Genomic DNA, 25668 nt, shown 5'->3' on the forward strand with positions numbered 1-25668 from the left:
CGCTGTGCGGACCAAACGCCGCCGACCCGCAAAGGTTGACCAAGACCCCGCTACGCCCAAAGTCCGAGCCGCCAGGCCAAGCATCAGGGAAATCCGACCAAACCGCCCCGCCCGACCGTCACCAACTCGAACGAGGACGCCGGCACCAGCCCGAGCACCAAGGCGCCCAAAGCGAGCGCCAGCACCGCCAGCTCCTGATAGCGCCGCGGGCGCTTGAGCAGCGTCGGCGGCGCCCGGAAGCCCACGAGCGCATTGAACAGCACCCACAGCAGATAAGCGCCCGTCAGCACCCCGCCGACCTGCAGCGCGAACGCCGACCACCATTGCCCGGTCGCATCCGCCGCCGCCGTGAGCAGGGTCTTGGCGACATAGCCGCCGCTCGGCTGCAACCCCGCGAGCGACAGCCCGGCCAGGGCGAAGGCGAAGACCGTAAGCGGCAGGGCACGCGCGCTGCCGCCGAGTTCGCGGATGCGGTCGTGACCCAGGGCCACCGCGATCAGGCCGGCGGCCATGAACATGGCGGCCTTGGCCAGCGCGTGGGAGACCAGTTGCAGCATCCCGCCGGTCAGCGCACCGGCGGCCTGGGCCGCGCCCCCGGCCGGCAGTGCGGCGGCGCCGAGCGCCAGCGGGAAGACCAGGAACAGATAGCCGATCTGGGCCACCGTGGAGTAGGCGACCAGCATCTTGAGCCGGACCTGCCGCAGGGCCTGGACGCCGCCGAACAGGATCGCCGCCACCCCCAGACCGGCGAGGACCGGCGCTGCCGGCTGGGTCACGCCGGCGGGCAGGCAATCGAACCAGAGCCGCAGGATGACGAAGAAGGACGCCTTCACGACCAGCGCCGAGAGCACCGCGCTGCCCGCGGCCGGCGCGCCCGCATGGGCCGGCGGCAGCCAGACCTGCAGCGGGAAGAGTGCCGTCTTGGCGAGCAGCCCCAGGGTCATCAGGACGGCGGCGGCGAGCACGGCCGGCGGGACCGGGTCCGCACCCGCCAGGTGCCGCGCCAGCAGGCCGATATCGAGCGTGCCATAGGTACCGTAGAACAGGGCCGCGGCGAGCACGAAGAGGACGGCGCCGAAGAGGGCAAAGAGCAGATAGCGCAGGGCCGCGGCCAGGGTCTCCGGGCGTCCGCTCAGACACACGAGGGGCACCGCGGAGAAGCTCACCAACTCCAGGGCGACATAGAGGCTGAAGAGATCCTGACCCAGAAAGACCCCGTTCAACCCCGTCCAGACCCCGAGCAGCAGGGTCCAGAAGACGAGCGGCGAGCGGGTCTCCCGGCTCCCGGCGGGGACCTTGAAGTCCGCCCGCGCAAAGAGGCCCACGGCGCACAGGACCACCGCGGTGGTGAGCAGCAGGGTGGCCGAGAGCCCGTCCGCGCGCAGGGCCACGCCCAGCGGCGGCGCCCAGCCCCCCAGGTGATACGCGATGGGCACGCCGCCGTGTTGCACGGCGGCGGCGATGGCGACCGCGACCCCGAGCCCCAGCGGCAAGGTCAGCAGGGCGATACGCCCGGCCCACCGACCGCCCAGGGCAAAGGCCGGCAGGAGCGCCAGGGCCGGCAGCGCCAGCGCGAGCACCAGCAGGTCGCCCCCGTGCGCCGCCGCGAGGGCAGCCAGGTCCGACAGGATCACGGCGGTCTGCATCAGCGATCCCCCGTCGGGGCGGGCGGCGGCGCGGGGGTATCCAGCGTAGTCTGACCGGTCGCCTGCGCCAGCCGCAACAGGAGCGCGACCGCGAGGACCGTGGCCGCGAAGGCGACCACCAGCCCGGTGATGACGATGGCCTGGGGAACCGGATCGGCGGTGGGGCCGGCCCCCGCAACCACCAGACCGCCGCGCCGCGCGATGACCCCAAACAACAGAAAGACCCCGCTGCCCATCACATTGAAGGCGATGATCTTGCGCAGCACGCCGCGATGACAGATGAGCCCGTACAGGCCGAGCCCCACCAGGGCGGCGGCGCAGACCCCGAAGATGGTCGTCGCACTCATGCTTGGCCCCCCGGGCCGGGTTCGGACGCAGGCGGACCTGCCAGCAGCAGCCCCAGGGCCGCAGCGATCGACAGGGTGAGCGCGGCCTCAATGACCAGGATCAGCGGCTTGGCCCAGTCCGCCGGGTACCCCAGGAAGGCGTCCGCCCACCAGATCCCGGCAAGCCCGATGGCAAAGAAGAGTGCCGGCCCGACCACCAGGACCAGGCGCAGCCGGCGCCCGTCCACCCGCGGTGCCGCGGCGAGCCCGGCGACCAGGACGATGGCCCACATGGCAGCCAGGACGGCGCCGCCCTGGAAGGCCCCGCCGGGGTGATTGGCCCCGGTCCAGAACAGATGAATACCCACCAGGATGCCCACCGGGGGCAGGAGTTGCGCCAGCAGGACCAGGGCCGCCCCCGGCTCCCGGGTCCGCAGTGCCCCCGGCCGCCCGCCCCAGGCGCCATCCGCGGCCAGGGACCAGAGTCCGATCAGGGCCAGCACCAGGACCACCGCCTCCAGCAGGGTGTCGATGGCACGATAGGCGATCAGCACGCCGGTGACCGGATTGCCGAGCCCGGTCGTCGGCAGCGCCTGCGCCGCCGCGGCGGCGAGCGACGGGGCGGGTTCGGGCAGTTGCAGCACGACGGCGGCCAGCACGGCCGTCAACCCGGCACACAGGACGCCGACGACCACCCGCAGCGCCACCCGCCCAACCCGGCCGGACGCGGGGGCGGGGGCGTCCGGCGGCAGGCACGCGACGGCCCGCAGCAGCAGCAGGCCCATGAGTCCGCTGCCCAGCGCGGCCTCGGTCAGGGCCACGTCCACGGCGGCCAGACGCACCCAGATCAGGGCGACCAGGAGCCCATAGGCGACGAAGCCGACCACCGCGGCGTAGGTCCCCCGCACGGCGATGGTCCAGACGGCCAGGCCCAGGATGAGCAGGGCAAGAAAACTGTCGGCGACCAGTCCCAGGCTCATGCTCATGGCGTCGACTCCCCGGCGCCGGACACCGGCGGCGGCCGCACGGCGCCGCCCAGCACCTGCCCGACCGTCGCCCCGGCCAGCAGCGCGAGCAGCCAGACCGCGATCAGCTTGAGCGCGCCCAGCGGCCAGTCCACCTGGGGCAGCAGCCCCAGCACCACCAGACCCAGGCCCAGGTTGTCCGCCTTGGTCAGGGCGTGCAGGCGCGTCAGGGTATCGGGAAAGCGCAGCAGCCCCAGGGTGCCGGCGAGGAAGAAGACGGCGCCCAGGAACACGCAAACGATGGTGAAAACGCTCAGCGCGAGGCTCATGCCTGGTCCCCCCGCGGCAGCGGGTCCGGGTCCCTGACCGGCTTCGGCTGGTGCTGCGGCCGGGCGACCCCGGTCACGAAGGCGACCGAAGCGAAGGCCGCCAGCAGGGCCAGCATCAGGGCCAGATCGCCGACCGCGCCCAGCCCGCTCGCCACCCCCAGCAACAGCAGCACCGCCACCCCGCCGGTGCCGAGCAACTGGGCCGCCAGCATCCGGTCGGCGTCGTTCGGGCCGCGCAGGATGCGGATCAGGCCCAGGGCCACGGTCCCCAGCACGAACAGGGCGGCGCCCAGCAGAAACTCAGTCATCGGTCTCGTCCTCGCCATAGGCCTCGATCATGAGCGCCTGGTCCCGGGCCAGACCCGCGGCCACCGGCTGGCGCAGATCGAGACAGTGATAGACCAGGGCCGCGCGCCCGTCGGCCGTCAGCCCGGCCCCGACCGGCAAGGTGCCCGGCACCAGGCTGGTGAAGGCCCCGAAGAGTGCGCGCCCCGGCCCTTGCGGAATCCGCACCGGAAAGACCAGATAGCCCGGTTGCAGCGATAGGCGCGGGGCGAAGGCGCGCCGCGCCACATCGATCCCGGCGACGATGGACTGCCACAGGAAGCGCCAGAGGAGCCGGCCCAGGGCACCGTAGCGCACCCGCCCCGGCGCCGACGGCAGCAGGCGCAGGCTCACCCAGGCCGCCGCGGCGGCGGACGCGAGGCCCACCAGAAGATCGGCGGCCAGGTCGGCGCCGGTGCCGAAATGGGTGAGCAGGAGCCAGCAGCCGAAGAAGGCGGTACCCCGAACCAGCGCAGAAGCGGTCATTTTCGTTTAACCTTATCCACTGTTTCAGCCAAAAAAGAGCGACTATGATACGCCGACTACTCGCCGCGACCCGCTACATCGTCCTGCTCCCCATCATCGGCACCTTCATTGCCGCGGTCGGGCTCATGATCTACGAGACGCTCGCCCTGGTCACGACCCTGCTCGACCTCATTCATAAGGGCACCATCTCCCCCAAGGATGCCAAGACCCTGGCCGTGGGGCTCATTGAGGTGGTCGATATCTTTCTGATCGGCATCGCCATCTACATGATCAGCATCAGTCTCTACGCCCTGTTCATCGACGATACCCTGCCCTTTCCGCGCTGGTTAACGGTCGCGGACCTGGAGGCGGTCAAGGCCAACCTGGTCAGTGTCGTCATCGCCGTGCTGGCGGTCCTGTTCCTGCGCGAGGCGGTGGCCTGGGACGGGGAGCAGAACATCCTTGCCTTCGGCTCCGCACTTGCCCTGATCATCGCCGCGCTCAGCCTCTACCTGGGGGTAAAGGCCAAGCACAAGGAGTAGCTCAAAACGACCCGAACAGGGTCCCCAACACGATAACCCCCACCAACGCGACGATGGCCCCGACGATGGCGACCATCACCATATCGAAATAGCTCTCCTTGTGAGTCGCGCCGCAGACCGCCAACAGGGTGACCACGGCGCCGTTGTGCGGCAGGCTGTCCAGGGTGCCGGCGCCGATCACCGCCACCCGGTGCATCAGGGCCGGGTCGATGCCCAGTTCCGCGGCGAGCTGCATATAGGTCGAGCCGAGCGCCTCCAGGGCGATGGTGAGACCGCCCGAGGCGGAACCGGTGAGGGCCGCCAGCACATTGGTGGAGACCGCCAGCGACACCAGGGGTCCACCCTCGATCCCCAGCACCCAGGTGCGCACCATCTCGAAGGCCGGCAGGGCCGCGACCACGGTGCCGAAGCCGACCAGGCAGGCGACGCTCACCACCGGCAGGACCGAGGCATTGAGGCCCGCATCCACACTTTCGCGCAGCCGCGGCAGACGCTTCCAGTTGAGCGCGCGCAGGACCAGGATGGCGCTCGCGAGCGCCACGATCACCGACCAGATCCCGCTGACCGCCGCCGGGGATGAATTGCCCCACTGATCCAGGGCCAGGTAGCTCAGATCCAGGTTGGGCAGGATCAGGAGACTCATCGCCAGATTGACCGCGATCACCACCAGGAGCGGCAGGAAGGCGACGAAGGCCGAGGGCGGCCGCGGGGTGACCTCACCCTGGTGGATCTCCGCCGGATCGAAGGTGCCGGCGACCGTGGCGCGCCCGCGCACCAGCGGGTCCTCGGCCGCCTCGTCCGCGGTGCGGTCGGGGACCAGGCCCAGGGTGCCGCCGTAACCGATGCCGGCGCGCCGCGCACGCCGCTCGACCAGGCCCAGCCACCAGAGCCCGAACAGGAGTATGATCGCCGCCGCGATCAGGCCCAGACCGGGGGCGGCGAAGGGCGTGGTGCCGAAGAAGGGCATGGGGATCGCGTTCTGCACCGCGGGCGTACCCGGGAGCGCGGTCATCGTGAAGGTCGAGGTCCCGAGCGCGATCGCCGCCGGCATCAGGGTGCGGGGGATGTTGGCATCCCGGAACAGTGATTGGGCCATCGGTACCAATACGAAAAAGGCGACGAAGAGACTGACCCCGCCATAGGTCACCAGGGCCCCGGCCAGCACCACCGCCAGGATGGCGCGGCGCGGCCCCAGGCTATCGCCGATAAAGCGCGCGACGGATTGGACCGAGCCGCTGTCCTCCATCAGCTTGCCGAACAGTGCGCCCAGCAGAAAGATCGGGAAGAACTGCGCCACAAAGGCGGCCGTGCCGACCATGAAGGTCTGGGTCCAGTGCGCCAGGGGCGACTCGCCCGCGAACAGGGCCGCGACCATGGCCGCGGCCGGCGCCAGCAGCAGCACGCTCCAGCCGCGGTAGGCAAACCCGATGAGGAGGGCGAGCCCGAGCAGAATACCGATCAGGCCCATGGCTCAGACCCCTTCCAGCAGGTAATCCAGGTCAAAGGTGGCGTGGTGTCCCACGGCCTCACCGTGCTCTGCGAGGAAGCCCTCGGCGCAGCGCCGGCCCTCGTCGCGCAACATGCACAGGAAGGCCCATTCGGCATTGAGCTTGGAGGAATAGCCCAGATCGATCATGGCCGGGCTCGCAATCCGGTGCAGGCGCATGGAGGCCCAGAGCGCACCCTCGCTCTGGCCCGGGTCGGCCACCTTGCGCAGCAGCGCGATCATGCGCAGTTCCTTCAGCAGCGGTGCGTTGAAGGCGATCTCATTCTCGCGGTTGAGGATATCGCGGGCCGAGCGCGGGGTGCCGGGGCGCTCGACCGGATTGATCTGGATCAGGATGGTATCGTCGGCGCTCGATTCACGCACCAGCGGGGAGATGGTGGGATTACCGGAGAAGCCGCCGTCCCAATAGGCCTCGCCGTCGATCTCGATGGCCTGAAACATCATGGGCAGACAGGCCGAGGCGAGCAGCGCATCGGCGGTGAGATCGGCATTGCGAAAGACCCGCGGGCGACCGGTGCGCACATTGGTGGCAGTGACAAACACCTTGACCGGCGACGTGGCCAGACGGGCGAAGTCGATGGACTTGGCCAGGATGTCCTGGAGCGGATTGAATCCGCCGGGATTCAGATCATAGGGGGAGAACAGCCGCGCGGCCAAATCCATGGCGACGAACATCGGGGAGTTGTCCATGGTCCACTGGCCCATCAGGATATCGAGCGGGCTGCGGCGCAGCGGACTCATCAGGGCCCCGTCGGAGACCCGCTTCCAGAAGCGCTCCAGCGCGACCCGGGCGCCCTCCGGCCCGCCCTCGGCATAGCCGTCGCTCAAGACCGCCGCGTTCATGGCCCCGGCCGAGGTGCCGGAGAGCCCGTCGATCAGCAGCCAGGGCTCTTGCAGGAGCCGGTCCAGCACCCCCCAGGCGAAGGCCCCATGGGCGCCGCCGCCCTGCAGGGCAAAGTCCACCGACACCGGTTCGCGGTGCTTGCCGGAGACGGGTTCAGTGAGTGGTGTGGAAGTGGTCATCGATCCCCCTGTGATGAGTGACAAAACCCTGGTCGGCGAACGTGCCCACCGCATCCTGGGTCCCGAAACCGGGAACCCACCGCCCTGGGCGCCCATCTATTTTGCCAGAAAAGCACAGATCGGGCCTTCCGGAAGCGACACGTCAGGATGCCCGGGCCCGGGTTGGTAGCCAGGATGGTCCAGTTCTTCGGGCGGCCCCGAGTACACCGCCCCTGTCCCCCGCCGGCCGGACGGACGCCCCGGGGCGCCGCGCCGCTGCGAGCGTCCCGGCAAGAGCGACATCGGCAGATCGCGAACCCCAAGCCGACGGAGTCCGGCCGCCCGTGTCTCGGTACCCGCTCGAGGTAGACTGGCGCGACGATCTCGAATCATTCGGCGGATGCCGCCCGCTCCTGGACGCCTGGGACCGCTTGGCCGACATCGCCGACTCAGGACCATGGGGGCCTACCTGTGCTGACACATCTGCAAGTCCAGGGCTTCAAGGCCTGGCGCGACACCGGCCCCATGCGGCTGGCCCCGCTGACCGTGATCTTCGGTGCCAACAGTTCCGGTAAGTCAAGCCTTGGTCATTTGTTGCTCGCACTCAAGCAGACAGCGCTGCTCGCGGACCGTAAGCGCGCCTTGCACCTCGGCAATGAAAACTCGCTCATCGACCTCGGTACCTTTGCCGATTGTATCTATCGTCACGAAATTGGAAGGCCATTGACCTTTCTATTGCGTTGGCAACTGCCGAGACCACTGACCGTCCGGGACGCGCTCGACTGGCAGCGGAGTTTTTCCGGCGATGAGCTGCAGCTTGCGTCGACCCTGACTGCCGACAAGGCGGGCCAACCACAAACGACGGCCTTTACCTACCGACTCTTCGATAAGGGAGAGGAACGTCTGCGCGCTGAGCACACGCGCACCGGATCGGCAGTCACGCTGCAGTGCATACCCCTTGATCTCGTCCATGCTCCAGGCCGCAAGTGGCCCCTGGAGCCGCCGGAGAAATTCTACCGGTTCGCTGACCGTACCTTATCGCGCTATCAGAATGCCGACTTTCTGGCCGAGTTCGCCTTGGAAACCGAGCGCTTACTACAGCATGTGTTTTATCTCGGCCCCTTGCGCAGTCACCCGAAGCGGGTCTATCAGTGGTCCGGCGACACCCCACCGGACGTTGGGCCTCAGGGCGAGTACGCCATCGCGGCCTTGTTGGCCGCCACGGAAGACGGCAGAAAACTGAACCGCGGACGTCGGCAAAAGTTGCACGGCTTTTCCGCCTTTATTGCCGCCTGGCTCAAGGACCTCGGGGTCATCAATAAGGTTTCGATCAAACCCCTCGCCAAAGGACGCAAGGAGTATGAGGTACTGATCCGCACCCATCCCGGGGCCCCTGAGGTCAAGCTCACCGATGTCGGCTTCGGCATCTCGCAGGTCCTGCCCGCGCTAGTGCAGGCATTCTATGCACCATGCGATTCGGTCATCTGGATGGAGCAGCCCGAGATTCACCTCCATCCCATGGTACAGGCCAATCTCGCGGACGCCTTTATCAGTGCGATACAGGCCTATGAGGGAGGCAAGCCGCGGCATGTCCAACTCATTATCGAGAGCCATTCTGAGCATTTCCTGACGCGGCTCCAGCGCCGCGTAGCGGAGGGCGTCATCAGCCCCGCTGACTTGGCAATCTATTTCGTCAACCGCCGCTCGAACGGCGCCGAGATCGAGCCGCTGCACCTGAACTACTATGGCGAGATAGATAATTGGCCGGAGAATTTCTTCGGCGACGAGATGGCGGACATTGCCGCCCGCACCATGGCGGCGATGCAGCGCAGGGCAGCGCAACGCCAAGGAGGCGGGGAGTGACGCCCACCGTAATCGACACAAATGTCCTGCTCGTGGCCAACGCCCGACATCCGGAGGTCTCGCCCGAATGCGTGATGGCCTGCGTCGAGCGACTGACGGAGATCCAAAAACAGGGCGTAGTGGTAGTGGACGACGCCTGGCGTATCGTCGGCGAATATCGTCACAAGACGAGCCCCAACCAACCTAAAGGGGTCGGCGATGTATTTCTGAAGTGGTTGATGCAGAATCTAAGCAATCAGCAACGCGTTCACCTGGTGGCGCTGACCGAGACTACGCCGGATTGCTTCCGGGAATTCCCTGCCCCCGCGCTGGAAGCCGCATTTGATCCCCCCGATCGCAAGTTTGCCGCGGTGTCCCATGCGCATCCGGATAAACATAAGCCCCCAGTGTTGCAAGCAGCCGACTGCAAATGGCTAGACTGGTGGCCTGAGTTGCACGCGGCGGGAGTTCATGTTGAGTTTGTTTGTCGGGATGATGTCCGCCGATTTTATCGCGGCAAGTTCCCCGACAGGAAGCCACCCGAACTGCCTGACTAAAGTCATGACAGATTTCTTTCGCTTTCCCCATACGCCCCACATCGCCTGGCTGGGTGAAGGTCTGCCGCGCGACGACAAGCTGCTGACGCCCCGCGAGGCGGATGAACTGCTAGCCGCCGAGTTGGTGGTGGAAGAAAAGCTCGACGGGGCCAACCTGGGGCTGTCGCTGGGTCCTGACGGCGAGGTGCGCGCCCAGAACCGGGGCCAGTATCTGCTTGCGCCCCTGACCGGCCAGTTTTCCCGTCTCACCCCCTGGCTGGCGGCCCATCGTTACGCGCTCGCCGATACGCTTGACAGCCATCTGATGCTCTTCGGCGAATGGTGTGCTGCCCGGCATTCGCTGGATTACGCGACCCTCCCGGATTGGTTTCTGCTGTTCGATGTCTATGATCGGGAACGACGGCGGTTCTGGAGCAGCCCCCGCCGCAATCAGCTGGCGGTGTCCCTGGGGCTGGCCCCGGTGCCGGAGATCGCGCACGGACGTTTTACCCTGACCGGGCTCAGAACACTGCTCGCTACCCGCCCCAGCCGCTACCGCCAAGGGCCGCTTGAAGGCATCGTGATCCGGCGGGAATCGGCCGACTGTTGCGAGGCCCGTGCCAAGCTGGTACAGGCGGATTTTACGCAGTCCATCGGCGATCATTGGCGGCGCCGCGCAATTGAATGGAACCAACTGGGACGGCCACTCACCGGCGCTCAGTGAAGCCATACCAACCTTCTTTCAGTCAATCCCGCAAGAATGCTGCACCCATGATGAAACGCCTCGCCCTGCTGATCCCGCTCGCCGCCCTGATCCTGGCCTTCTTTGCCCTGGGTCTGCACCACCACCTGACGCTCGAGGCCTTCCATGCGAGCCACGACCGCTTCGACGCCTGGTATGCGCAACAGCCGCTGCTGGTCATCGGCGGCTATGTCGCGGTCTTCGCGGTGATCACCCTGTTCCTGCCCATCGCGGCACTCATGACCGTGATCGGCGGCGCCCTGTTCGGGTTCTGGAAGGGGGTCCTGATCGCGTCCTTCGCCGCCGCGCTGGGCGGTACCCTCGCCTTCTGGCTGTCGCGCTTCGTCCTGCACGATACCGTGCAGCGCCACTTCGGCGAGCGGCTGGCGGCCGTCAATGCCGGCGTTGCCAAGGATGGGGCCTTCTATCTCTTCTCGATGCGCCTGGTGCCGGTCATCCCCTTCTTCATGATCAATATGGTGATGGGCCTGACGCCGATGCGGACCCTCACCTTCTATTGGGTGACTCAACTCGGGATGCTGGCCGGCATCCTGGTCTATGTCACCGCCGGCACCCAGTTGGCCGAGGTGGAACACCTCTCGGACATCTTATCGCCGGGATTGATCGGCTCACTCGTCCTCTTGGGCCTCTTCCCGCTCCTGGCCAAGAAGGCCCTGGGGCTCATCCGCCGCCGCCTGGGTCCCGCCGCCTGAGTCGCGCCCAGCGCAGCGCAGCGAAGCGCCCGCTTGCAGTCGGGAACCAGAGTAACCCAAAGACATAGACAGGATTAACAGGATTTTTCAGGATTTACAGTATCTGTAATAGACGCTTGGCTCAGTCTGAAATCCTGTTAATGCTGCGAAATCCGGTTAATCCTGTCCAATTTCCTGCCGCTTGCGCCATCATCAGAGTGGTATCCGGCCCGGTGCGTTCATCGGTCAGGAGCACGAGGCGCTCCTGCCAGGTCGGCAGTCGGTCGGTGAACCTCGCGACCTGACTTTCACGGTAAACTGCCGCCCTTGAGATTCAACCCCTCGGAGAGAACAATGCGTGTCCTGATCACGGGCGGTGCCGGCTATATCGGCAGCCACACCTGCGTGGAGATGTTGGCCGCCGGCCACGAGTTGGTCGTGGTGGACAACCTCTGCAACAGCAAGGAGGAGTCCCTGCGGCGGGTGCGTGAGATCGCCGGGCGCGGGTTCGACTTCGTGCGGGCGGATCTGCGCGACCGCACCGCCCTGGATGCGATCTTCAGCGCCCAGCCGATCGACGCGGTGATCCACTTCGCCGGGCTCAAGGCCGTCGGTGAGTCGGTCCAGATGCCCCTGGAATACTACGACAACAACATCGGCGGGACCCTGACCCTGTGCCGGGCGATGGCGGCGGCGGGGGTCAAGGCGATCGTCTTCAGCTCCTCCGCCACCGTCTACGGGGACCCGGCCTCGGTGCCGATCCGCGAACAGTTCCCACTCTCCGCCACCAACCCCTATGGCCGCTCCAAGCTCTTCATCGAGGAGATCCTGCGCGACCTGCAGGTCTCGGACCCGGCCTGGAGTTGCATCCTGCTGCGCTACTTCAACCCGGTGGGCGCCCACCCCAGCGGGCGCATCGGCGAGGACCCCAACGGCATCCCCAATAACCTCATGCCCTATGTCGCCCAGGTCGCGGTCGGCAAGCACCCGCGGCTGCGGGTCTTCGGCAACGACTACCCCACCCCCGACGGCACCGGGGTGCGGGACTATATCCATGTGGTGGACCTGGCGCGCGGCCACGTCGCGGCCCTCGACAAGCTCACGCAGCACCCGGGGGCGCTGGTCTACAACCTGGGCACCGGGCGCGGTTACAGCGTGCTGGAGATGGTCGCCGCCTTCGAGCAGGCAAGCGGTCGGCCGGTCCCCTATGAGATCGTCGCGCGCCGCCCGGGCGACATCGCCACCTGCTACGCCGACCCGGCCAAGGCCCGGGAAGAACTCGGCTGGCAGACCCAATTCGGCCTCGAGGCGATGGTCACCGACGCCTGGCGTTGGCAGTCGCAGAACCCCGACGGCTTCGGGTGAGACGCAAGACCGCCGGTCCCGTAGGGTCCGCTGTGCGGACCTAATTCATTAAAACTCGCGTAGTTTTCAAAACGATCATCAAAACCAAAGCCAGCAGGGCTCAAAGTCCCCCGACCGGGGCTAAGCAAGTCCGCCCCATGCTTCCTGGGTCCAGCCGACCGACGCTCAGAGTCAGAACGGTGCCGACGGTCGGGTGAGTCCGTCGAGCGCCTGTTGAATCGCTACCCACGGGGTCCAATGTGCTGTATTATTTATTGCGTTCTTCTAAATCAGTAAGTTGCCGCTGGTTTGCAAATCAACATCTAGTATGGACACGCGGCGGAAATACTACATCTTGTGCCTACTGGTCTTACACCATGACAAAACAACTCAAGCACTTCCTTAAGGGCATGGGGAGTGTCGTGGACTTAGCGCCTCAGTCACGCGCAAGACGCTTTATACCGGAAGACTCAGACGCTGATCGGCTCCGCGGCGACTTAGAGCGAATCGGACACGACATGAAGCGTGCCCTGAAAACGCAATGCCGGGACGATGGCAAGACCCCCCCGCCACCAGGACGCCTAATCGCCCTGGCGATAGGACGGCGGCGCAGAACGGCGAACGCCGTTTAGAGCAGCGCACTGAAATCTTCTCAGGGCCGCTTCCGCCGCCCGCAATCCTTCGGCAGTACGACGAAATCCAACCGGGCTTCGCTGAGCGGCTACTGCGCCTGACCGAAGACGAAGCCAACCACCGCCGACAAGTGACGGCACGGGCTCAGCGCTATGAACTCTTTGAGACGACCCTGGGGCAGGTCTTTGGCTTACTGGTAGCGCTGGCAGCCCTTGGGGCCACGGTCTGGCTTGGGGTCCTTGGCCTTGAAGCCGCAGCATCTATCGTTGGCGGAACTACGATTGTCGGGCTGGTGGGCGCATTCATCGCTGGCCGTCAGCGCTCCGATAAATAGGACAAGCCGACCACCCGCGACCGGAATTCCAGGGATCCCCGGAGCATCTTCGCCTACTCTGACGCCGCGTCTTCCCTCATTATCTCCATACAATTGTAGAGTCAGCAGGTTCATGCCATCGCCGATGGCATGGAGCAAGACGCTCGGGTCCCTGAGGCGCGGCAGGTAGAGGTTGAGATCCTTCTGTTCGGTCAGGGTCGACACCCACGCGAGATACTTGCGCGCCGCCTCGTCCAGGTCCTGCAAGCGGGTCTTGTCCGCCGCCAGAAAGACCAGGGTGTTGCGGTAGAGCCGCGGCGTGTTGCCGCGACTCTCCAGGCGAAGTCCCAAACCATTGGCAATGCCTGCCTACCAGATGTCGCTACAATCCGGTCCATTCGGTGTTCCCATAAACATAAGCTTGAATTCCGATTACATGCCTTGCTTTGAGCAAACGCCAAATATACTCCGATCGCCCGAGCATACGCCGTCGCACCAAAACCGCATGTCTCCAAGGAGTGGTGTACCCGGCCGATTGCGCCCGTCGCAGAAATCCCCAGGGCCAAGGCGCGCACCGTTTGACCCGCCGCGCCTGGCGTCAAATAATCCGCTGGATTAGAATTTGCCCATGCCGAACGAAACGAACTGGCCGGCCTGGTCGATACACTGGTGTCGCCTACACTTTTCTTGGTTATTTATGCGTTAGCGTTTGATTGATCTATGAGCTGAAGTTTACGAGTAGCCGCTCGCCGGTGGCCTTTCTTAGGGCGATCTTGGATTCGGTCATAGCGTTCTGGCTGTTACGGACGGCAAAGGGGTTTGAAGATCGTCAAGGAACTCTGACGCCGGCTCGACACCGCTGACCAGCAGATGATCCCGCGCCCGCGTGCACGCGACGTACAGCAGGTGGCGCTCGGTGTTGTAGACCTCTTCCAGATCGCTGTCGTCGGTCACAGTCTCGATGCGTGCCTGCAAGGGAATGATCTCGTCGTCGCAGGCCATGACGGCCACGGCCCGAAACTCCAGACCCTTGGCCAGGTGCATGGTACCGACGCAGAGGTGCCCGTGGCTGGTTTCGACTTGCTCGTCCAGCATCTTGAACGGGAGACCAGCCCCGGCGACGGCCTGGCGGGCGCGGTCGAGTTCCGCCGCGGAGCGCACGAAGACGCCGATCTCGTGCGGGGCGACACCCGCTTGGACACATTCGGCGATCCAGGCACCGACGGCGGCGATCTCCCCTTGCGGGCTGTCGAAGGCCATCACCCGGGGTGTCGGCCCGTTGAACGCGGAGACGGTGCCGCGCCGGTCTTGCGCATTGCCATCGACATCAGACACCTCAGGCCCCAGCAACCGATCGGCCTGGGTCCTGATCTGGTGGGAGGTGCGGTAGTTGACATGCAGGGTGCGTGCGCGGCCCCGGATGTCGACGCCGAGCGACCGCCAGGAGAACGGCGGATGGAAGATGCGCTGACCCAGGTCGCCCGCGAAGAAGAGGCCGCTCGGGCGATCGGCGCCCAAGGCGGCGAGGAACCGCAATTGCGGCACACTGACGTCCTGCGCTTCATCGACGACCACGAAGTCGAAGGGCCGCTGCCGGCGGTTCGCCAGGTCGCTCGCGAGCTGGCTGAACAGCGCCGCGCGCGTCATCAGGCCGGCGTCCCGCAGACCCGCCCGCACGGACTCGAAGATCGCCCAGAGTGCGGCGCGCTGCGCCTCCGGCAAACGGGTCTTGCGACCCAGCCGCTTGACATCGCGATAGGACTCCCAGCGCTCCAGTTGCCAGGCATCAACCAGTTCTTCCCACTCCGTGCGCAGGAAGCCCAGGCTGAACTTGTGGCTCGCCGCGGCCTCACTCGCCTTGGCGAGCAGGCCGGTCGTCAGATCACGCGTGGCGAGGTGCGGGGGGCCGAGGTGGCGCTCATAGAGCCGCTCGCCGATGGCATCCAGGGCCTGGACCTCAAGGCGTTCGGCCAGGCGCGGCTCGTTGCTGATCAGGCGCCGTAGCTTGGTCCGCAGCGCGTTCGCCAGCGTCTCGGAAAAGGTGGTCAGCAGGATGCGGCTGTCCGGGTGTTTGCGGGCGAGGAATACCGCGCGGTGCAGCGCGACGATGGTCTTCCCCGTACCGGCCGAGCCGCAGACACGCGCCGGTCCCGCGAAGTCGCGCTCCACCCATTGGCGCTGGGCCGGATGGAGGAAGACGGTCCACTTGTCCCAGGGGTATTCCAAGGCACGCTCAAGCTCCTCCAGATCGCCCATGAGGCGGAAGCGCCGCTGGGCGTCCGGATGGGCGAAGGGATCGCTGCCAGGAGCGACCAGCGGTCGGGGTGTGGCCGGCTGACCGCCGGTCGCCAGTTGGAGCAGCGCCTCTGCCGCCTCGGCCGGGAGATGGCCGACCAACTCCAGCAGGCTCTCCTCAGTGGCCTGGCGCACGTCGGCAAGCCATTCGGTCGGGACGCCGTAGCCCAACAACTGCGCGTCGGAACGCTGCGCAAACAAGGCGGGCTTGGGCGGTGCCGATGGAGCGACCTCGACATAGCGCGGGACCGCGATCTCTTCGACACGCTCGCGAATCTCCACCAACTGCGCAGCGCCAGTCTGGGGATGGGTCTCAAGCCGGCGCCGCTCGCCCCAACTGTAGGCACGGTCGTGGTGGTCCACGTAGCAGAGCAACAGGCTCGCGGATGACCGGTGCACGATCAGCCGGATGTCACCGCTGGCTCGTACAGACCAGAAGTTCTTGTCCCGCGCGTCATCCAGCTTGTGGAAGCTCAGTCCGGGATTGGCCGGATTGACCTGGAGGTCGAACGCCGTGGTCTTGACAGCCTTTTGCTCCTCGCCGGTCAGGCGGGCGAGACTGTCAGTGAAGGTGTCGGCGATGCGGAAGTCCATCAATGAGTCCCAATCAGTGAGACCAACTTACCAAAGAACTGATGAACGTCTTCGTGAATTTCGTCTGCCAGCATCACCATGGCGACCTCCTCCCGTATCAACTGGACGGGCTCCGCCGCCTTCTTAAGCTGCTGAAAAAGCGAATCATCGTTTTCAAACAATATCCGCTTTCCATCCACAACATTGAACACGTTTGCAGCGACACTGCGCCAAGATTTCCCCGGCGGAAGGGTTAAATTCTCGCCAGCGAAGAAGGCGTCGATAGCTTGTATGGTCGGCAGCGCGAACAATTCGTCGTCAGCGTATCGAAGTTGCGCCAATGCTGCGCGCTTCCAGGCATCAGGCACAAGCAAATAGTTCTCGATGTTCTTGCGCTTCCACTCGAGCACTGATGGGTTGTCAGCTGACGGGTGCCAAGTCGCGTGGTCATCGTAATCGAATATCATCATCCGCGAGACGCCTGGAATGATCTGCTTTAGTGCGGCATAATGTTCATCCGCTTGTCTTTTCATGTTGTCTTTGCCGCCACCGCCCATGCTCTTGAAGCAGATACGATCCATGGCGGCCTGACCATTGCACTGAGCCGCCCACGCCCGCAACATCCGTTCGTCACTCTCGCCCTCCAGATAAAGAATGTAGGGCGATTCCATCAGACGGGTTATTTCCTCATTTGAAACTTCCGCCATTGCGCGCAGCACTTCAGGCGTAGACTGAATTCGGCGGGGAACCTGGCTCAGGAGCGATACAATCTGAGCGGCATCGACTCCGCGTGCAAACTCCTCGGCGTGGGTGGCGATCAGAAACTGCGTGCCCATCTGACTCGCTTTACGCTTGAAGTAATCGAGAATCTCGCGTTGCAGATTGACATGCAGATGCGCGTCCGGCTCGTCGAGCAGCATGGTTGTCGGGTGATAACCATAAAGGAAGGCCAGTAGCGTCAGCGTTTGGTGAAATCCGCTGCCGCCGGCTATAATGTCGTAGTTCTTGCCGTGCTGGCGGTATTCGACGGTAATATAGACATCCTTCGCCGATTCGTATCTTGGCTCGCGAATCTTGACCGAGAACCAACGATCGATAACGGCAGCGACTTCCTGCCAGTCGGCCGGCGGACCCATGTGCTTTTTGCCTTTGTCTTCTCCCGGTTGATCTGAGGATGGGGAGCAAACCCGCAAGAGCAGATTTCGCAGCACGCTGCCGGGCTGCCCCTTGCCTATCTGTTGACGGATGGGCGAAACATCCAGCCACTTCTCCGCCGGCTCTAAACCTGAGAAGGGCGGCACATAGGCGATTCTGGGGAGATGCCCGGATCTCTCGCACTCGCGGAATTTCGACCAGCCATCTCTGGGAATCGCATAAATTGTTTGCGGCGAGTGGTAGCGTAACTCGACACTGAAGGAACCCCCTCCCCCGGGGTCGGTTCGCCACTCGACATCAATGTGAATCAGAATGTACTCCTGCTTCTTCTTTCCATTCACCAATGGCCAACGACGATCTGTACGATCTTTCCATAGCAAATTGAATTCCGGCAATGGCAGCGCCGTAAAGTTGGGGAGTACGACCTGAATGCCCTTGGTTCCACTGCGTTGAGAGCGATGGAACTCATCTACGCAGAACTGCCAGATGGCGAGTGCCTGAAGTACCGTGCTCTTACCGCTGTTGTTGCGTCCGACCAGCAAATCGAACTGAGTGAACTCATAAACTTCCTCCACGACGCTCTTGAAGTTTCGCAGGGTCAATCTTGTGATCATGTAGGCGTCTTCTGGTAGTCGGGCCGCAGCACACGGGATAAGTCGGCATTCATGTCATCCCACCCGAAACACTTTCATCACCTCATCCCCCAGATGGTTGATGATCTTCACCGCGATGCGCCCGGAGGCGGGTTTGGGGAAGGGGCGCGAGGTGTCGCTGTTGAGGGTGGCCCAAGCATCCTCGTTGATTTCCGCCTTGAGGGTGATCTTCAACGCCTTGTAGGGGTCGGCGGCGCCCAGGAAGTAGGCGTGGCGGACGAAGAAGCTCTCCTCGTTGTAGTCGGTGTCGATGAACCAGCAGGCGATGCCCTCGGGGCCGTCGCTGCGGACCTCTCCGGTACTGGGGTGGAAGACATCAACGCCGTTGATCTTGATCCGGACCTGGCCGTCCGCGGCGGGCAGGATCGCGATGTCCGGCTCGCCGAAGATCACGAACAGGTTGCCCTTGCCGGTGTTCTTGAGGTCCTCGGCCATGTGCAGGTCGGCGTTCATCCGCGCCTTGAGCACCGGGATGCGGCCGAGGGTACTGAACTCGGTGGCGTGCGCCTCGTAGTTGAAGGCGCAGGCGATCAGACAGTCGAAATCGGCATCGCCGGCCTCGCGCGCGGCGGCGACCAGATCGGCGCGGGTGACGGTGCCGAATTCGGGGCCGATGAAGATGGCGGCACGCTTCTCGGTACCGATCTCTCCGCCGCCTTCGATATAGCGGCCATCGGCACAGACCAGACCACCGGGCCAAGGTGTCAGCGAGGTGAAGGTGATGCGGTCCTCCTTGTGGGCCTGCTGCACACCGGCTACCTTGAGGTTCTCCAGGATCATCTGCGGGAAGGTCTGCTTCGCCTCGTAGGAGGAACCCGGATCGGCGACCTTTTCCTCGTTGGGATCGATCAGCTCGTCGTTCTCATCCACGCCAAGCACGCGGTGGGGGGACAGACTCTCGACGGTGAAGGGGCCGGCGACGCGGACCTTCTTGTTGTCGGTGTAGGGCTTGTCGTAGAGATATTCGGAATCGGCCTTGGCGGCGATGGAGGCGTCGATCGCTTTCTGGCGGTCGATGCGGGCCTGCCACCAGTCCGCGTGCAGCTTGGCGGGGACTTCCGGCCAGGGATCGACCGGGCGTTCCGGCAAGGTCTCGATACTGTAGTCCCGCTTGAGGACCTTGTTGATCGCGCGCAGGCCGTCTTCGATCTTGCTTGCCCTGGCGTTCACTCCTTTCGCCTGCTCGGCCCTCACCTCGTCGAAGAGTCGCCGGGGCTCGGTCGGCCAAGGGTCTTCGGCCGCGCGCGGTATCTCCCACTCCTGCCACTGCTTCTTCATCGCGGCATTCAGGTCTTCGCGCAGCGGCTCCAGGATGGCCTGCCACTTATCCCAGATGGTATCGATCTCGGTGTTGTTCGCGATGGACTTGAGCGTGATGTGCGGCACACGTTCATAGACGAAGCCATGGCGGATATCGCCGCGGGTCGGCTGGGAGGATGGTGCGGTGCGGGCGACTTCGGCCTCCTTGATCTGGCCGTCGTGGGAATCGGCGAGCAGGTAATAGGGATAGCGGGCGCCCATGATGCGGGCGCGGGCGAGCGCAAGTGCGACGCGCGAGGTGTCGATGGTGATCCAGCGGCGGCCCCATTGCTCGGCGACATAGGCGGTGGTGCCGGAGCCGCAGGTAGGGTCGAGGACCAAGTCGCCGGGGTCGGTTGAAATTAGAAAGGCCCTTTGTACGACAGCCGCGTTTGTCTGAACGACGTATACTTTGTCAAGGGAAAAGCTGCTTGCGGTATCCATCCAGTAAGCCGTTGTCTCAATGACCGGATAGTCTTCGTGCATTCGCACATACATTATTCCGTTTTTCAATACTTGGTAGCGGTTAGCTTTTACAATCCGCTCGATTCCATCCTTCGTTGTTGACCACCCTCGATTGCCTCCTGGAAAGAATTCACGTCCATTAGCAACCACCGGAAAATACATTGCGCTTCCCGGCCCCGCTGCACGCCCTTGGCGTTGGGAACTCAAATCGCCAAGTGCGAAAACTTTGCAGTCAGTCTCCTTACACCATCGCGAGATCCAGTCTTCGCGGCTCATCGCGAAGCGTTCTCCGTTTTGTAGCTGAATGCGGCTATAAATGGTCGCCCCCTGCTCAAACGGTTCTTTTCGCAAAAACGTCTTTCTGAATTTTACATGAGGTTTGCTCTTTGCAAACCAGACCAGGAAGTCGTGAGGCACAGAAAGCAATTCGGAGGTTTGACTACTTGTTGTCGCGAAAGCAATTAAACCACAAAAATTATCATCACCGAAAACCTCATCCATTAACGCCCTAACACGATGCACATTCTCATCTCCAATCTGCACAAAGATCGACCCCGAATCTGTCAGCAAGTCTCGCGCCACGGTCAGCCGATCCCGCAGATAGGTCAGATAGGAATGGATACCATCCCGCCAGGTATCCCGAAACGCCTTCACCTGTTCCGGCTCGCGGGTGATGTGGCCCACATTGCCGTCCTTCACATCCCGGCTGGTGGTGCTCCACTGGAAATTGCTGTTGAACTTGATGCCATAGGGCGGATCGAGATAGATGCACTGGACCTTGCCGCGCAGCCCCTCGCGCTCGGCGAGTGATGCCATCACCTGGAGCGAGTCGCCCAGGATCATGCGATTGGACCAGTTCTGATCGTGCCGGTAGAACTCGGTCTTGTCCACGCCCTTGGGTACGCCGTTGAAGTCGGCGAAGAGGTCGAACTGTTCCCCCTCGCCCCCGGACGGGTCGGGGAGACTGGAGTGGCGCAGCAGGTCGTCGATCAGGACCTTGGGGTGGACCTTCTCCTGGATGTAGAGGGGCGGCGCCTGGACGATGAGATCACTCCAATCCTGCTGATCCTTACCGCGCCAGACGAGTTGCGGGTCCAGGTCGCGGTTGCGCTGCTCCTTCTCCTCTTCAAGTCCGGGCGTGCCGCGGGCATAGGTTACCGGCACCGGGTCCTGCTCGTCCTTCTGCATCACCGACTGATATTCGGCGGTCGGGATGTTCCTGCGGGTGGCCTCGTCGTGGGTGAGGGTTGCGACGGTGACTGACGGGGTCTTTGATTTCGGGGCCATCGTAAGAACCTTATTTCAAGAGACGGCCGGTCAGTTCCGGGTAATGGACAAAGAGACCGTCGATGCTGGCGAGCATGGCGCCATGCTCCAAGGCTGTTGCAATAATCATCCGGTCGAATGGATCGCGATGGGCTGGAGTCAGGTGGACTGCTCGTGTTGCTATCGCGGGTGTCAGCGGGAACAGCTCAACTCCGGCAGGCTCCAGTGCGTCTGAAAACCACTCATCCACCGGACACTTTAAGCTGATTCGTCCGCGCCTTTCCGCCAAAGCGATTTCAAAACAGGAGACGGGCGAAACGGCTACGCGTCTGGCCGTAGCGATACGCCCGACCCAGGATTTGGGATATTGGTCCGTATTGCCGTTGACGTACCAGAGCCAAACATGGGTATCCAAGATAATTATTTCAGGCATTCCCAGTCCTCCTCATCGACCAGCGGAGCCACAATGTCACCAAGAATCTCCACCTTCCCGGCCAGCGATGCGGGGGGAGAACGGCGCTCCGGCTTGCCAGCGTTTTCGATTTGGGGCTCGCTGCCGCCCGAGAGAGCCAAACGTCTGGCACTCTCCCGTGCGATCAATGCCTTCAATCCCTCTTGGATCAAGGCCGCGCGTTGAGTAAGGCCCGTAAGCCGCTGTGCCTCGTTTAGTAAGCCTTCGTCAAGATTAACGGTGGTTCGCATGGTGACCTCTATTGCGCTGGCCCTCGCGCGATGCCGGCTCGCACGGGCGTTCCGGCCGCTGAGCGGCCAAGACTGCATTCCCACGCGGAGCGTGGAAACGAGAAGAAGACCCTGGGGTCGGGGAAATCATCGCTCATTCATCGCTTCCCGCGTGACTGTTCGTCCGCCGGTATCGATCTTTCCGCTCAATACCTCGATAGCGGCCATGGCATCATCGACTAGCCGCTGGCGTTGCGCATAGTCTGCCGGGGTCGGCGCGACTGTCTCGATCATCTTGTTGAACTCGCTCTCGACCTTGGCCTTGAAATCGGCCTCGATCTGATAGACCTCGGTGAACTCCGCAAAGGCCCAGCGGCCATGGCTTCCGAGGTTGTTCACGCCGGGCACCCAGTAGGTGTCCATGGTCGCCTTCTTTTCCTTGGCGTCCTCGCGCCGGTAGCCCTTGATCTCGACGGTCAGATGCAGCAGGTCATCGTCGCCGTGGCCGTCTTCGACCAGGCAGATGAAGTCCGGCAGGTATTTGCGCTGCTCCGATCCGTAGCGGTAGGGCACCTCGAACCCCAGGTTGTGATTCTTCACATAGGCGCGTACCCGCGGGTGGGCCTCCGCCACGCGGCAGAACTCGGCCTCCCAGTCGCTATCCAGGATCACCCAATTGAGGTGGCAGCGACGCGCGTCGGTCTCCCAGCGCTCGGTCTTGCTGGTGTTGAAGCGGACATGGGCGGTGGAACCGACCGGGTTGTAGGGGTCGAGCAGGGCCAGGATCGGGCGTTTGCCGATGAAGGCGCGGGTGATGCCGGCCGTGATCCGCTCGCAGGCCATGTCTGCCAGCATCTTGTACTTGAGCTGCGCCGGGAAGGTGCCGCCCTTACATACCAGATAGCCGTCGAGCCACTGACGGGCGATGCGCTTGAGTTGGCCGAACAGGTTGAGCCGGGGATCGCCGTTGGCATCGCGCCATTTGTTCAGCACCAGATAGGAGGTCAGCTCGTAGACCAGTTGGGATGGGCGGACGTCCCCGGTATGGACAAGGTCGAGGTCGACCATCTCGCCGATGATCCCCGCATTCTGGGTCCTGGTGGCGCCGATCAGGTCGGGCGTGAGTTCGAGCACGGAGTCGTCGTTGAACTCGGCGGTCAGACGCTCCTGCGGCAGCTCGGTGCGGTAGCCGGCGACGCGGGGAAAGCGGATTTCGAGCGCATCGCGGTCGGGGCGCACGGCGCGGACCTGGATCGTCTCGCGCGGCGGCTGAGGCGGCGCAACGACGGGCTTGGCGTTGAAGTCGAAGGGGATGCCGAGGACATCGGCGTATTCCACGTTGAAGAGTCCGTCCTCGTTCAGGTCGTAGGACTGGCGGCGCAGTGCCCGGCCGATGACCTGCTCGCACAGGAGTTGGGTGCCGAAGGCGCGGACCCCCAGAACGTGGGTGACGGTGTTGGCGTCCCAACCCTCGGTGAGCATGGAGACGGAGACGACGCAACGGATATCGGCCCCGAGTCGGCCGGGCTTGCCCACGGTGTTCATGACCTCGCGCAGGAGGTCCTGGTCGGTGAGGTTCTCGGCCTGACGCGGATCGCCGGTGCGCTCGATGATCTCGCGGCGGAAGCGCTCGATCTCATCCGCGGCCATGGCGCGGAAGTTGTCATCCAGGGCCTCGCCGGACTCCAGTTGCTCACTGTCGATCAGGAGGGTGCGGGGACGCGGGAGTGCGTTTCCGTGCTCGTCGTCGTGGTTGCGAAACAGGGGCAGCCGACCGGGCACCAATTCGGTGGTGCCATCCTGCTTCGTGCGGTCGAAACCGGCGATGTAGTCGTAGACCAGCTTGGAGGCGGAGGTGTTGTTGCAGACGACGATGAAGCAGGGCGGTGACGCAACCCCCGCCTGCTGCCAGAGGGCGAAGGTCTTCTCATAGTGCCCGTAAAGGGCTTCCAGCGCGGTTTGCAGTTGTGTCGGCAGGTCCAGAGGGTTGAGCGCTTCCGACTTGCCGCGACCCTTCTTGGGCATCTTGGCGCGGATATGCTCCCACAGGTTGCGGAACATGGGCATCTCGCCGCCGGGAATGTTGTCGGCAACCGGCACACGCGGCAGCTTGACGATGCCGCACTCGATGGCGTCCATCAGCGAGAAGTCGCTGAGCGTCCAGGGGAAGAGGGTCCCTTCGGCATAGCCGGAGCCGCGCAGGAAGAAGGGGGTAGCCGAGAGGTCGAAAACGCGAGCCAGGCCCAGGTTGCGGTTGACGGCCTCCAAGCCGGAAATCCACTGGCGGGCGGCCTCGTTGTTCTTCTCGGCCTCCTTCTTCTCGTCCCCCTTCAGGTCCCCTTCCAGTTCGTGGTCGGGCTTCTCGCGGTAGCAGTGGTGGGCCTCGTCGTTGATGGCGAGAATATTCTTCAGGCCCATCAGGTCGGGCATGACGCGCTGGAGCATCTGACCCTCGGTCTCCAGGGTGTCCAGAGCCTCGCCGCCGCGCCCCTGGAGTAACAGCCGTCCACCCTTGGACAGTTCGATGCGCTCGCGCCGCCGGAAGGCATGGTAGTTGGTGATGACGATCTTGGCACGTCTGAGGTCATCCAGGAGGTCGCCCGGCACCAGTTCGCGGTCGGCGTAGTAGCTGTCCGGATCGTTGGGCTGGAGCACGCGCAGGCGGTCCTTGATCGTGAGCCCCGGGGCGACGATGAGGAAACCGCGAGTGAACTTCCTGGACCCGGGTCGGCGCACGGCGTTGACGGTCTGCCAGGCGATCAGCATGGCCATGACGGTGGTCTTACCCGCGCCGGTGGCCAACTTCAATGCCAGGCGCATCAGCGCAGGGTTGGCGTCGTGGTTGGCGCTCTCCAGGTGCTCAAGAAATCGCTGCCCCGCCTTGCCGAGCTGGGGCGCAACCTCGGTCAACCAGATAGCGGTTTCAACGGCTTCGATCTGGCAGAAGAAGGGGCGCAGGCCGCTGAACGGGTGATGTCGCCAGTGCGTGAGGAGGCGCGCGGTCTCAGGGGTGACACGCCAAGCGCCGGGGTCGGGGATCAAACGCCACTTGTCGACCTCGCGGCGCACGGCGTTGATGATGGCTGTGTGGTCGTAGCGCTGGGCCTCGGTGCTCAGGCCCTTGCCCTCATCGAACAGGAACTCGCCCTGCTTGGGGGCGTCTTTGCGCTTTTTCGGCTTGGGGATCGGGGTGATAAACTCCGCCAGGCGCCGGGCCTCGATGATCGCTTGGGTTGGCTGGCCCGTGTCATCCAACTCCCAGTGGCGCCCCGGGTAGGCGTACGGGGAGTTGAGGATCGGCCGGTCGAAAAACGGGTTGCTCACGGCGGTTCCCTTGCGGTTGGTGAAATTAAGCGACCAAGATCGGCTTCCCGTCGACGTCAGGGCCGCTTGCGTCCCGCACGCAGCGGTCGCGAAGCTGCGCGAGACGAGCGCATCGCACAGGAATCCCCGTCAGACATCGCTCGGGTTGCTCAGGAGGATGCAAGGCTAGAGCATTCAAGCGGACTTGACAAACCCGCCCGCTCTACAGGGGACGAGCACGCCGGCCAAGGGCCGCGGCCTGAACTGTGACGTTTCGCGCCGCCGAGGCGCCACGCAGTAAGCGCACGGAAGCCGCACGGCATCATCCAGGCGCCGACGAGCGCCCGAACCGATCGCGGCTACTCGAAACGAAGACCAGGATTGGACCAGAGAGCACAGAAAAAGGGCCTAGTCTTGCGGCTAAGCCCTTGTCTTTTTGATGAAATGGCGGAGAGGGTGTCCTTAAATCCTTTGTCCAGCTTGGTCCCAAAGCGTGCAGCACGGACATTTTTGCTATTAAATAACAGTAAGTTAGTGCATCTTACGTCCGCGTTTGTCCGGATTTGATCAGCTACATCCGGGAAAAAAATGTAGGCTGGAGTGTAACCAGGATACCGCCCTCCCACAACACCCGCTTCGCCCGGTCCCGCTCGCTCGTCCCCGTCGCTGATAGCCTACCATTTCTGTCTGTTTCGGCGGAACAGAACAGATGCGTTGCAATACCTTATTCGTCTATACGAATGAAAATCTATTGAACTGATGCAGGGCGC

The 25668-nt window shown here is 64.1% G+C and carries 19 protein-coding genes and 3 pseudogenes; 7 read left to right on the plus strand and 15 right to left on the minus strand.

The features are described from left to right. Positions 1-83: 83 nt before the first annotated feature. Genes THSYN_RS18455 through THSYN_RS18480 form a run of 6 tightly spaced genes read right to left on the minus strand, consistent with a single transcriptional unit; the run spans position 84 to position 4076 of the window. On the minus strand, positions 84-1646 hold the full coding sequence (locus tag THSYN_RS18455; RefSeq protein ID WP_100920414.1) for a complex I subunit 5 family protein: 1563 nt from the start codon (positions 1644-1646) through the stop codon (positions 84-86). Beyond that, entirely contained in the window at positions 1646-1993 is a 348-nt protein-coding gene (locus THSYN_RS18460) for an NADH-quinone oxidoreductase subunit K (protein ID WP_100920415.1), read from the minus strand. Before THSYN_RS18460 ends, THSYN_RS18455 begins: the two co-directional genes overlap by 1 nt. After that, a complete protein-coding gene (locus tag THSYN_RS18465) occupies positions 1990-2958 on the minus strand; it encodes a Na(+)/H(+) antiporter subunit B (protein WP_236848609.1) in 969 nt (322 codons plus the stop codon). The genes THSYN_RS18460 and THSYN_RS18465 overlap by 4 nt, the downstream gene beginning before the upstream one ends. Continuing rightward, a complete protein-coding gene (locus THSYN_RS18470; protein ID WP_100920416.1) occupies positions 2955-3266 on the minus strand; it encodes a monovalent cation/H(+) antiporter subunit G in 312 nt (103 codons plus the stop codon). Before THSYN_RS18470 ends, THSYN_RS18465 begins: the two co-directional genes overlap by 4 nt. Further along, entirely contained in the window at positions 3263-3574 is a 312-nt protein-coding gene (locus THSYN_RS18475; protein ID WP_100920417.1) for an MrpF/PhaF family protein, read from the minus strand. Before THSYN_RS18475 ends, THSYN_RS18470 begins: the two co-directional genes overlap by 4 nt. Beyond that, positions 3567-4076: a Na+/H+ antiporter subunit E gene (locus THSYN_RS18480; protein ID WP_100920418.1), complete on the minus strand. Its 510-nt coding sequence runs from the start codon at positions 4074-4076 to the stop codon at positions 3567-3569. The genes THSYN_RS18475 and THSYN_RS18480 overlap by 8 nt, the downstream gene beginning before the upstream one ends. A 44-nt stretch (positions 4077-4120) precedes the next feature. Here THSYN_RS18480 and THSYN_RS18485 point away from each other — a divergent pair, with 44 nt between their 5' ends. Then, positions 4121-4597, plus strand: coding sequence for a YqhA family protein (locus THSYN_RS18485; protein ID WP_100920419.1), 477 nt, complete (start codon positions 4121-4123; stop codon positions 4595-4597). Position 4598: 1 nt separating this feature from the next. On the opposite strand, the gene THSYN_RS18490 is transcribed toward THSYN_RS18485, so the two are convergent. Then, positions 4599-6065 (minus strand): GntP family permease, encoded by a 1467-nt coding sequence (locus THSYN_RS18490; protein ID WP_100920420.1) that lies wholly within the window; start codon positions 6063-6065, stop codon positions 4599-4601. A gap of 3 nt (positions 6066-6068) precedes the next feature. Continuing rightward, positions 6069-7127, minus strand: a complete 1059-nt coding sequence (locus tag THSYN_RS18495; RefSeq protein WP_100920421.1) for a patatin-like phospholipase family protein — start codon at positions 7125-7127, stop codon at positions 6069-6071. A gap of 504 nt (positions 7128-7631) precedes the next feature. Here THSYN_RS18495 and THSYN_RS18500 point away from each other — a divergent pair. The 6 genes and pseudogenes from THSYN_RS18500 to THSYN_RS37365 all read left to right on the plus strand — a co-directional run. Further along, positions 7632-8969, plus strand: coding sequence for an AAA family ATPase (locus THSYN_RS18500; protein WP_236848610.1), 1338 nt, complete (start codon positions 7632-7634; stop codon positions 8967-8969). Beyond that, positions 8966-9505 (plus strand): hypothetical protein, encoded by a 540-nt coding sequence (locus tag THSYN_RS18505; RefSeq protein WP_100920423.1) that lies wholly within the window; start codon positions 8966-8968, stop codon positions 9503-9505. The genes THSYN_RS18500 and THSYN_RS18505 overlap by 4 nt, the downstream gene beginning before the upstream one ends. 4 nt (positions 9506-9509) lie before the next feature. Next, complete coding sequence (locus THSYN_RS18510; protein ID WP_100920424.1) at positions 9510-10208, plus strand: RNA ligase family protein; 699 nt, start codon at positions 9510-9512, stop codon at positions 10206-10208. A 47-nt stretch (positions 10209-10255) separates the two neighbouring features. Further along, on the plus strand, positions 10256-10939 hold the full coding sequence (locus tag THSYN_RS18515) for a TVP38/TMEM64 family protein (RefSeq protein ID WP_236848611.1): 684 nt from the start codon (positions 10256-10258) through the stop codon (positions 10937-10939). 333 nt (positions 10940-11272) lie between these two features. Further along, positions 11273-12283 carry a UDP-glucose 4-epimerase GalE gene (gene galE, locus THSYN_RS18520; protein WP_100920425.1) on the plus strand — a complete coding sequence of 337 codons (1011 nt, stop codon included), beginning with the start codon at positions 11273-11275 and terminating at the stop codon, positions 12281-12283. A 520-nt stretch (positions 12284-12803) separates the two neighbouring features. Beyond that, a pseudogene (locus THSYN_RS37365) lies at positions 12804-13016 on the plus strand (DUF2335 domain-containing protein); the annotation flags it as partial. A 69-nt stretch (positions 13017-13085) separates the two neighbouring features. Here THSYN_RS37365 and THSYN_RS36040 read toward each other — a convergent pair. The 7 genes and pseudogenes from THSYN_RS36040 to THSYN_RS18555 all read right to left on the minus strand — a co-directional run. Next, on the minus strand, positions 13086-13559 hold the full coding sequence (locus THSYN_RS36040) for a hypothetical protein (RefSeq protein WP_236848612.1): 474 nt from the start codon (positions 13557-13559) through the stop codon (positions 13086-13088). A 432-nt stretch (positions 13560-13991) separates the two neighbouring features. Then, positions 13992-16097, minus strand: a complete 2106-nt coding sequence (locus tag THSYN_RS18530; protein WP_100920427.1) for a UvrD-helicase domain-containing protein — start codon at positions 16095-16097, stop codon at positions 13992-13994. Next, complete coding sequence (locus tag THSYN_RS18535) at positions 16097-17845, minus strand: ATP-dependent nuclease (protein WP_100920428.1); 1749 nt, start codon at positions 17843-17845, stop codon at positions 16097-16099. The genes THSYN_RS18530 and THSYN_RS18535 overlap by 1 nt, the downstream gene beginning before the upstream one ends. A 54-nt stretch (positions 17846-17899) precedes the next feature. After that, a complete protein-coding gene (locus THSYN_RS18540; protein ID WP_100920429.1) occupies positions 17900-20935 on the minus strand; it encodes a site-specific DNA-methyltransferase in 3036 nt (1011 codons plus the stop codon). A 10-nt stretch (positions 20936-20945) separates the two neighbouring features. After that, complete coding sequence (locus THSYN_RS18545) at positions 20946-21347, minus strand: type II toxin-antitoxin system VapC family toxin (protein WP_100920430.1); 402 nt, start codon at positions 21345-21347, stop codon at positions 20946-20948. Between the two features lie 203 nt (positions 21348-21550). Next, positions 21551-21694, minus strand: a pseudogene (locus tag THSYN_RS37370) (type II toxin-antitoxin system VapB family antitoxin); the annotation flags it as partial. Positions 21695-21862: 168 nt separating this feature from the next. Further along, positions 21863-24919, minus strand: a pseudogene (locus THSYN_RS18555) (BPTD_3080 family restriction endonuclease); the annotation flags it as partial. Positions 24920-25668 lie beyond the last annotated feature (749 nt).

It is taken from the genome of Candidatus Thiodictyon syntrophicum, assembly GCF_002813775.1.
Classification (GTDB): Bacteria; Pseudomonadota; Gammaproteobacteria; order Chromatiales; family Chromatiaceae; genus Thiodictyon; species Thiodictyon syntrophicum.

Excerpts from the sequence above, each read along its gene's own strand:
- galE (WP_100920425.1), top strand. The coding sequence starts at position 11,273 with ATGCGTGTCCTGATCACGGGCGGTGCCGGCTATATCGGCAGCCACACC.
- THSYN_RS18470 (WP_100920416.1), bottom strand. The coding sequence starts at position 3,266 with ATGAGCCTCGCGCTGAGCGTTTTCACCATCGTTTGCGTGTTCCTGGGC.
- THSYN_RS18515 (WP_236848611.1), top strand. The coding sequence starts at position 10,256 with ATGATGAAACGCCTCGCCCTGCTGATCCCGCTCGCCGCCCTGATCCTG.
- THSYN_RS18535 (WP_100920428.1), bottom strand. The coding sequence starts at position 17,845 with ATGATCACAAGATTGACCCTGCGAAACTTCAAGAGCGTCGTGGAGGAA.
- THSYN_RS18460 (WP_100920415.1), bottom strand. The coding sequence starts at position 1,993 with ATGAGTGCGACGACCATCTTCGGGGTCTGCGCCGCCGCCCTGGTGGGG.
- THSYN_RS18540 (WP_100920429.1), bottom strand. The coding sequence starts at position 20,935 with ATGGCCCCGAAATCAAAGACCCCGTCAGTCACCGTCGCAACCCTCACC.
- THSYN_RS18530 (WP_100920427.1), bottom strand. The coding sequence starts at position 16,097 with ATGGACTTCCGCATCGCCGACACCTTCACTGACAGTCTCGCCCGCCTG.
- THSYN_RS18495 (WP_100920421.1), bottom strand. The coding sequence starts at position 7,127 with ATGACCACTTCCACACCACTCACTGAACCCGTCTCCGGCAAGCACCGC.
- THSYN_RS18480 (WP_100920418.1), bottom strand. The coding sequence starts at position 4,076 with ATGACCGCTTCTGCGCTGGTTCGGGGTACCGCCTTCTTCGGCTGCTGG.
- THSYN_RS18510 (WP_100920424.1), top strand. The coding sequence starts at position 9,510 with ATGACAGATTTCTTTCGCTTTCCCCATACGCCCCACATCGCCTGGCTG.
- THSYN_RS18485 (WP_100920419.1), top strand. The coding sequence starts at position 4,121 with ATGATACGCCGACTACTCGCCGCGACCCGCTACATCGTCCTGCTCCCC.
- THSYN_RS18465 (WP_236848609.1), bottom strand. The coding sequence starts at position 2,958 with ATGAGCATGAGCCTGGGACTGGTCGCCGACAGTTTTCTTGCCCTGCTC.
- THSYN_RS18490 (WP_100920420.1), bottom strand. The coding sequence starts at position 6,065 with ATGGGCCTGATCGGTATTCTGCTCGGGCTCGCCCTCCTCATCGGGTTT.
- THSYN_RS18500 (WP_236848610.1), top strand. The coding sequence starts at position 7,632 with ATGCGGCTGGCCCCGCTGACCGTGATCTTCGGTGCCAACAGTTCCGGT.
- THSYN_RS18475 (WP_100920417.1), bottom strand. The coding sequence starts at position 3,574 with ATGACTGAGTTTCTGCTGGGCGCCGCCCTGTTCGTGCTGGGGACCGTG.
- THSYN_RS18455 (WP_100920414.1), bottom strand. The coding sequence starts at position 1,646 with ATGCAGACCGCCGTGATCCTGTCGGACCTGGCTGCCCTCGCGGCGGCG.
- THSYN_RS18545 (WP_100920430.1), bottom strand. The coding sequence starts at position 21,347 with ATGCCTGAAATAATTATCTTGGATACCCATGTTTGGCTCTGGTACGTC.